The sequence below is a fragment of the Tepidiphilus succinatimandens genome, assembly GCF_006503695.1.
In the GTDB taxonomy this organism is placed as follows: domain Bacteria; phylum Pseudomonadota; class Gammaproteobacteria; order Burkholderiales; family Rhodocyclaceae; genus Tepidiphilus; species Tepidiphilus succinatimandens.
This window is the reverse complement of sequence record NZ_SBIK01000001.1, coordinates 156,646-163,748: the sequence shown is the minus strand read 5'-3', so window position 1 is coordinate 163,748 and position 7,103 is coordinate 156,646. Positions and strand designations below refer to the sequence as shown.

Annotated in this window: 8 protein-coding genes; 1 reads left to right on the top strand and 7 read right to left on the bottom strand. The window is 67.0% G+C overall.

Going from position 1 to position 7,103, the window contains the following annotated elements; genetic code table 11:
* Positions 1-443: 3-deoxy-7-phosphoheptulonate synthase (locus EPD82_RS12115; RefSeq protein ID WP_240803289.1), on the top strand; the 443-nt coding region annotated here is incomplete at its 5' end.
* 4 nt (positions 444-447) lie between these two features.
* Here EPD82_RS12115 and EPD82_RS00785 read toward each other — a convergent pair.
* From EPD82_RS00785 to pyk, 7 genes are all read right to left on the bottom strand, one after another.
* Positions 448-1,332 (bottom strand): phosphoribulokinase, encoded by an 885-nt coding sequence (locus EPD82_RS00785; protein WP_028874129.1) that lies wholly within the window; start codon positions 1,330-1,332, stop codon positions 448-450.
* 98 nt (positions 1,333-1,430) lie between these two features.
* Positions 1,431-1,607 (bottom strand): hypothetical protein, encoded by a 177-nt coding sequence (locus tag EPD82_RS11855; protein ID WP_157287441.1) that lies wholly within the window; start codon positions 1,605-1,607, stop codon positions 1,431-1,433.
* Positions 1,604-2,701: a YeeE/YedE thiosulfate transporter family protein gene (locus tag EPD82_RS00780; RefSeq protein WP_037989253.1), complete on the bottom strand. Its 1,098-nt coding sequence runs from the start codon at positions 2,699-2,701 to the stop codon at positions 1,604-1,606. Before EPD82_RS00780 ends, EPD82_RS11855 begins: the two co-directional genes overlap by 4 nt.
* 8 nt (positions 2,702-2,709) lie before the next feature.
* On the bottom strand, positions 2,710-3,669 hold the full coding sequence (locus EPD82_RS00775; RefSeq protein ID WP_206202120.1) for a sulfurtransferase: 960 nt from the start codon (positions 3,667-3,669) through the stop codon (positions 2,710-2,712).
* 208 nt (positions 3,670-3,877) lie between these two features.
* Positions 3,878-4,450 carry a peroxidase-related enzyme gene (locus tag EPD82_RS00770; protein WP_141054325.1) on the bottom strand — a complete coding sequence of 191 codons (573 nt, stop codon included), beginning with the start codon at positions 4,448-4,450 and terminating at the stop codon, positions 3,878-3,880.
* 57 nt (positions 4,451-4,507) lie between these two features.
* Positions 4,508-5,572 (bottom strand): class II fructose-bisphosphate aldolase, encoded by a 1,065-nt coding sequence (fba, locus tag EPD82_RS00765; protein ID WP_141054322.1) that lies wholly within the window; start codon positions 5,570-5,572, stop codon positions 4,508-4,510.
* Positions 5,573-5,611: 39 nt separating this feature from the next.
* Positions 5,612-7,063, bottom strand: coding sequence for a pyruvate kinase (gene pyk / locus EPD82_RS00760; RefSeq protein ID WP_055422582.1), 1,452 nt, complete (start codon positions 7,061-7,063; stop codon positions 5,612-5,614).
* Positions 7,064-7,103: the final 40 nt, after the last annotated feature.

The window sequence follows — 7,103 nt, the reverse complement described above, 5'->3', positions numbered from 1 at the left end:
TGTCGGTGACCAAGGCCGGGCACTCGGCCATCGTCAGCACTTCGGGCAACGAAGACTGCCACGTCATTTTGCGCGGCGGCAAGGAGCCCAATTACGATGCGAACAGCGTCGAGGCGGCCTGCCGCGACCTGGCCGCGGCCGGCATCCCGGCCAAGGTGATGATCGACTGCTCGCACGGCAACAGCCGCAAGCAGTTCAAGCGGCAACTCGAAGTGGTCGAAGCGGTGGCCGAGCAGCTCGCCGGCGGCGAGGATCGCATCATCGGCGTGATGATCGAGTCGCATCTGAAGGAAGGGCGGCAGGATCTGGTGCCGGGCAAGCCGCTCGAATACGGCAAGAGCATTACGGACGCCTGCATCGGCTGGGAAGATACGGTTGCGGCGCTCGATCGCCTCGCCGAGGCGGTGACCGCGCGGCGAGTGGCGCTGGCGCAGCGCGCCTGAGCGCTTAGAGCACCCCCATCACCCGCTGGCGCCGCTCCATCAGGCGCCAGACGAAAGGGGTGAAGATGAGCTGCATGGCCAGGTCCATCTTGCCCCCGGGGATCACCAGCGTGTTCGCGCGGCTCATGAAGGAGTCGGCGATCATGTTGAGCAGGTAGGGAAAGTCGATGCCGCGCGGGTTGGCGAAGCGGATCACCACCAGGCTCTCGTCGGCGGTGGGCACGTCGCGGGCGATGAAGGGGTTGGAGGTGTCGACCACCGGGATGCGTTGGAAATTGACGTGAGTGCGGCTGAACTGCGGGCAGATGTAGCGCACGTAGTCGGGCATGCGGCGCAGGATGGTGTCGGTGACGGCCTCGGTGGAATAGCCGCGCTCGCTGCGGTCGCGCCACAGTTTCTGAATCCATTCCAGATTGATGATGGGCACCACGCCGATCAAGAGATCCACGAAGCGCGCCATGTCGTGCGTCTCGGTGACGAGCCCGCCGTGCAACCCTTCGTAGAAGAGGAGATCGGTGTTCTCCGGTAACGGCTCCCACGGCGTGAAGGTGCCGGGCTCCCCGCCGTATTTCGCCGCTTCCTCGATGGTGTGCAGGTAGTGGCGCGTGCGCCCGGTGCCGCTCTCGGAATAGGAGCGAAAGAGGTTTTCCAGCTCGTCGAGCAGGTTCGCCTCGGGGCCGAAGTGGCTGAAGTGTGGATTGCCGCGGGCGGTTTCCTCGGCGATGCGCCGGTGCATTTCGGCGCGGTCGAAGGCATGGAAGGCATCGCCCTCGACGATGGCGGCATTGACCCCTTCACGCTCGAAGATGCGCGCGAAAGTGCGGGTGATGGTGCTCGTGCCTGCGCCGGAAGAGCCGGTGACCGCGATGATCGGGTGTTTGATCGACATGGCAGCCCCTGCGTATCGACCCTGCAGTATAGCGCCATTTTTTGCCGCATGGACCTCGCCGATTCCGTTCGTTCCGCTGGTGGTGCCAGCGGGCGGGTTCAGCGCCCGGAGCAGTGACCGCCGCCGGGAGCCTGGCCGCTTCCCAGGGCGATGGGGGGCGGTTCGGGCCGGTAGACGCGGCTGCTGAAGGCATCAAGCAGGATCAGGACGGTAAAGCCGAGCCAGAAGAGCGCCGTGAAGCGGCGGAACCGGCGCAGACGGAGGTTCGTGTTCATGCGAAGACCGCTCCTTGGGGAACGTCGATCCGCCGGCGCAGGCGCACGCCCACCATCGAGCCGAGAAAAGCCATGGCGAACCACACCCAGCCGTGCAGGCTGGCCGAGGTGATACCGCCCAGCAAGGCGCCGACGTTGCAGCCGAATGCCATTCGGGAAGAATAACCCAGCACCAGGCCGGCCGCGGCGGCCACCAGCAGGCGGCGTGCCGAAGGCAGGTTGGTGGTCACGGGGCCGTGCCAGCGCGAGGCGGCATAGGCGCCGTAGAGCAACCCGAAGTTGGTCACCGAGGTGACGTCATAGACGATGGGTTCGGCCAGGCGCGCCGCGTGCGGGGCCACGCCCCAGAAGGGGTCGGCAGCCGGATTCCAGCCCAGCGCCGCGAAGGCCTTGGCGCCCCACAACCCCACGCCGTAGACGATGCCCCAGGGTTGACCGGCCACGATCAGGTGCAGCGCCGCCAGGAGCGCCAGCAGCACGGCGCCGATCACCCAGCGCCGCGGCCAGGGACCGGCGGCGCGCGCCTGCGGCAGGGTGAGGAGCGCCACCAGGGCGCAGCCGCTCAGCGTGAGGGCGAGCGCCAGCGGCCAGCCGTAGCGCAGCAGATCGACGGGCGGCAGCCCGCCGAGGGCGACCCAGGCCGGCTGATGCGAGGCGCCAAGGAAGCTGCCGAGCACGAAAGTGGGCAACACCACCACCGAGAGCGGCGACCCGGCGCCCGCCTTGTAGAGCGTGCCGGAGCCGCAGCCGTCGGTGAGCTGCATCGCCGCGCCGAAGAGGAAGGCACCGAGCACGAGGCTGAAGGTGAGCGGGGCCACTGCGCCGACCAGTTCGCCGGAATGCTGTGCCAGCAGGGGCAGCATGAGACTGGAGGCGAGTGCGAGCAGAAGCAGCTGCGCCCACAGCCCGTGCGGATTGCGCCGCTCGAGGTACTCGCGCCAGCCGGTGGTGAAACCGAAACGGCAGCCCTGCAGCACGGCACCGAAACCGAGCCCGAGCAGCGTGAGCAACCCCTGGCGCAGGCCGGCGAGCAGCGTCACGGCGAACACGAGCGCGAGCGCGCCGGCGATGAGGAGGAGACGGCGGATCGGCATGATAGGCCTCATTGGTCGAACCAGCGCTTGGCTTCGCGCGCAAGCGCCTGCAGGCGGGAGGGTTCGTGGTCCATCGGCAGGTCGCGCCGGCTCCAGGCGACTACCGATTCGGGGTAGAGCAGCACGTTTTCCCTGCCCAAGAGCTCCGAGAGGACGAACCAGTCGATGGCGGCCCAATGCCCCGTGTTGCAGAAGGTCACCGTCGGTTTGCCCGCGGGCGGCACTTCGCGCCCGACGAGGGTGCGCAGCTCCTCGACCGGCTTGAGGGTCCGGCCGTCGGCGTTGAAAAAGTGCGCGTAGGACAAGGACGTGGCGCCGGGCAGCGTCCCGTAACGAGCGGCGGCGCCGTGGCGTTCGTCGCCGCGGAAGAAGGGCTCGGGTCGAGCATCGACGAGCACGGGAGGATGTGGGCTTCGCACCTGGGCGGCCAAATCTTCGGTGGAGAGGGCGTAGCGGCGATCGTAATGGAAGGTAAAGGTACTAGGCCGCGACTGGACGGCGGCAGTCTCCAACGCTCCACCCTGTTCTTTCCAGCCGAGCGTGCCGCCGTCGAGCACCGACAGGCGGGTGAGCCCGCCCACCTTGAGCGTCCAGTAGACGCGCGCGGCAGCGCCGAAGTCGGTGGCGTCCTTGCCCGCATGGGCGACGATCACATGGACGTTTTGGTCGATGCCGGCGCGGCGCAGCGCTTCGGTCAGCGTCTGTTCGGAGGGCAGGGCGCCGGGGTTGTCGGCCGGGCCGCGAAAGACACCGTAAGGAATATTGACCGCACCGGGCAGGTGGCCCGTGGCGTATTCCGCGGCGGGGCGGATGTCGAGCACGCGCACGCCGGGATCGCGCAGCAGCGGCACGAGCTCATCCGGCGTGAGCAAAGGTCGCACCGGCTGGGTTTGCGCGGCGGCGAAGGCGGCAAAACCCAGCAGGAACGTCACCAGGAGTGAGCGGCAGGAGCAGACAAGGGAACGCATCGCCATCACCTCAACGTGTAATCTCGAAGTCGAGGTGGGCGATGATAGAAGAGGAGGACGCGTTCGCCAAGCAAGCTGGAGGGGTTTGTTTATGAATTTCGGTCATAAATCCACCGCGACGAGGTGGCGAGCCGACCCGCTGCCTCGTTTCTTCTCGACGTTTTTTCGCGGCGCCCGGGCGCCCAGAGGGCAGGATTTTTTGCCGTGTTCAGCCCCGTCCCATGGCGTAGAACTCGTCGTTGGGCCGCAGGGCGCTCATGTTGGCGATGCGGTTGCTCATGCCGTAGAAAGCAGCGATGGCGCCGATGTCCCAGATGTCGTCGAGCGTGAAGCCATGGGCGCGCAGGGCGGCAAAGTCTTCGTCGCTGACTTCGGCCGAGCGCAGCGCCACTTTCATGGCGTAGTCGAGCATGGCGCGCTGGCGCGGGGTGATCTCGGCGCGGCGGTAATTGACGGCGAGCTGGTCCGACAGGCGCGGATTCTTGCTGCGGATGCGTACGATGGCCCCGTGGGCGATCACGCAGTAGAGGCAGTCGTTGGCCGCCGAGGTGGCCACCACGATCATCTCGCGCTCGGCCTTGGTGAGCCCGGTGTTCTTCTCCATGAGCGCGTCGTGATAGGCGAAGAAGGCGCGGAATTCCTCGGGCCGGTGCGCGAGCGCAAGGAAGACGTTGGGGATGAAGCCGGTCTTTTCCTGCACCGAGAGAATGCGGGCGCGGATGTCTTCGGGCAGATCGTCGAGCCGGGCGACGGGAAAGCGGCTGATACGCTCTTCACTCATGGGATGTCTCCTCCTTGAATGGACAAAGCCCGCACATGGCGGGCTTCTGGCGATGTTTCAGCGCACCTGCTGGGCGAGTTCACCCTTGCGGTAGCGCTCGGCCATCTTTTCGAGCGGGATCGGCTTGATCTTGCTCGCCATGCCGGCGCAGCCGAAGGCTTCGTAGCGCGACTTGCACACGGCCTTGGCCGCGGCGCGCGCCGGTTTGAGGTATTCGCGCGGGTCGAACTTGTCGGGCGACTCGGCGAAGAAGCGGCGGATGGCGCCGGTCATGGCCAGGCGGATGTCGGTGTCGATGTTGATCTTGCGCACGCCGTAGCGGATGGCGGTTTGAATTTCCTCGACGGGCACGCCATAGGTCTCTTTCATGTCGCCGCCGTAGCGCCGGATCTCTTCGAGCAGCTCCTGCGGCACGCTGGAGGAGCCGTGCATGACGAGGTGGGTGTTGGGCAGCCGGGCGTGGATCTCTTTCACGCGCTCGATGGCCAGGATGTCGCCGGTGGGCTTGCGCGAGAACTTGTAGGCGCCGTGGCTGGTGCCGATGGCGATCGCCAGCGCGTCGCACTGCGTGGCGCGCACGAAGTCGGCGGCCTGTTCGGGGTCGGTGAGCAGCATCGAGTGCGCGAGCGTTCCGGCCGCGCCGATGCCGTCTTCCTCGCCCGCCTGGCCGGTCTCGAGCGAGCCCAGACAGCCAAGTTCGGCTTCCACCGTCACGCCGATGTAATGGGCGAAGCGCACCACTTCCTGGGTGACGGCCACGTTGTAGTCGTAGGAAGAAGGGGTCTTGCCGTCTTCCAGCAGAGAGCCGTCCATCATCACGCTGGTGAAGCCGGAGCGGATGGCGGCCATGCACACGGCCGGGGTCTGGCCGTGGTCCTGGTGCATCACCACCGGCAGATGCGGGTAGGCTTCGACCGCGGCAAGCAGCAGGTGGCGCAGGAAGGGCTCCCCGGCATACTTGCGTGCGCCGGCCGAGGCTTGCATGATCACCGGGCTGTCGGTCTCGGCCGCGGCTTCCATGATCGCCTGCACCTGTTCGAGGTTGTTCACGTTGAAGGCGGGAATGCCGTAGCCGTGTTCGGCGGCGTGATCGAGCAGCTGGCGCATCGAGACGAGAGGCATGGGTCGTTTCTCCTTGGGAGCGGATCGTTCGGGCGGATTCTACACCGGCGGGACGCTCGCCCGCAGGGTCTGTCCGACGCGCACGATCTTGAGGGTGTTGGTGCCGCCGGGCACGCCGATGGGTTCGCCGATGGTGAGCGCGATGAGATCGTCGTAGGCGACGATGCCGCGCTCGAGCAGGATCTTTTCCGCCTCCCACAGCATCTCGTCGCGGTCTTGGTGTAGCTGTGACACGAGGATGGGGGTGACCTGGCGGTAGAGCGTCATCTGGTTGCGCGTGTGCTCGTCGGGGGTGAGGGCGAAGATGGGTACGCCGCAGTTGATGCGGCTCATCCACAGGGCGGTGGCGCCGGTCTGCGTCATGGCGGCGATCGCCTTGACGCGCAGGTGCCAGCCGGTCCAGATGGCCGACATGGCGATCGCTTCGTCGATGCGGGTGAAGACCCGGTCGAGCAGCTCCCGGTCGAGCGAGCTCTCCTGCGAGCGTTCGGCTTCGAGGCAGACGCGGTGCATGGCTTCCACCGTCTCGACCGGATAGCGCCCGCTGGCGGTCTCGGCCGAGAGCATGACCGCGTCGGTGCCGTCGAGCACGGCGTTGGCCACGTCCGAGACTTCGGCGCGCGTGGGCACGGGACTTTCGATCATCGATTCCATCATCTGCGTGGCGGTGATGGCGAGCCGGTTGCGCTCGCGCGCGAGCCGCAGCATCTTTTTCTGCAGCGCCGGTACCGTGGCATCGCCCACTTCGACGGCGAGATCGCCGCGCGCGACCATGATGCCGTCGCTCGCCTGCAGGATCTCCTCGAGGTTTTGCACCGCCTCGATGCGCTCGATCTTGGCGATGATGAGCGCGTGCCCGCCGGCAGCGCGCATGAGCTGGCGCGCCATGTAGATGTCGGCGGCGTTCTTGGGAAAAGACACGGCAAGGAAGTCGACGCCGATCTCGGCGGCGAGCCGAATGTCTTCCATGTCCTTGGCTGTGAGCGCCGGGGCCGAGAGGCCGCCGCCCTGGCGGTTGATGCCTTTGTGATCGGAGAGCACGCCGCCCACGAGCACCGTGGTATGGATGCGATCGCCGGCGACGTAATCGACCTGCAGCCGGATCTTGCCATCGTCGAGCAGCAGCACGTCGCCGGGGCGCACGTCGCGCGGCAGATCGGGATAGTCGAGCCCGACCCGGGTTTCGTCGCCTACGGGGCAGTGGACGTCGAGCACGAATTTCTGCCCGCGCTCGAGCGTGATTTTTCCCTGGGCGAATTTGCCGATGCGGATCTTGGGCCCTTGCAGATCGCCGAGTAGTCCCACGGGCCTTTCGCGCTCGAGGGCGAGCTCGCGCACCAGTTTGGCACGGGCGCGGTGCTCGTCAGCGCTGCCGTGGGAGAAGTTGAGCCGGGCGACGTCGAGCCCGGCATCGATCATGCGGCCGAGCACCTCGGCGCTGGAGCTTGCCGGGCCGAGTGTGGCGACGATCTTGGTGTGGCGTAGCGGCATGGGCACTCCGGATGGTGGCGCAACGCGCTTGCGTGCGTTC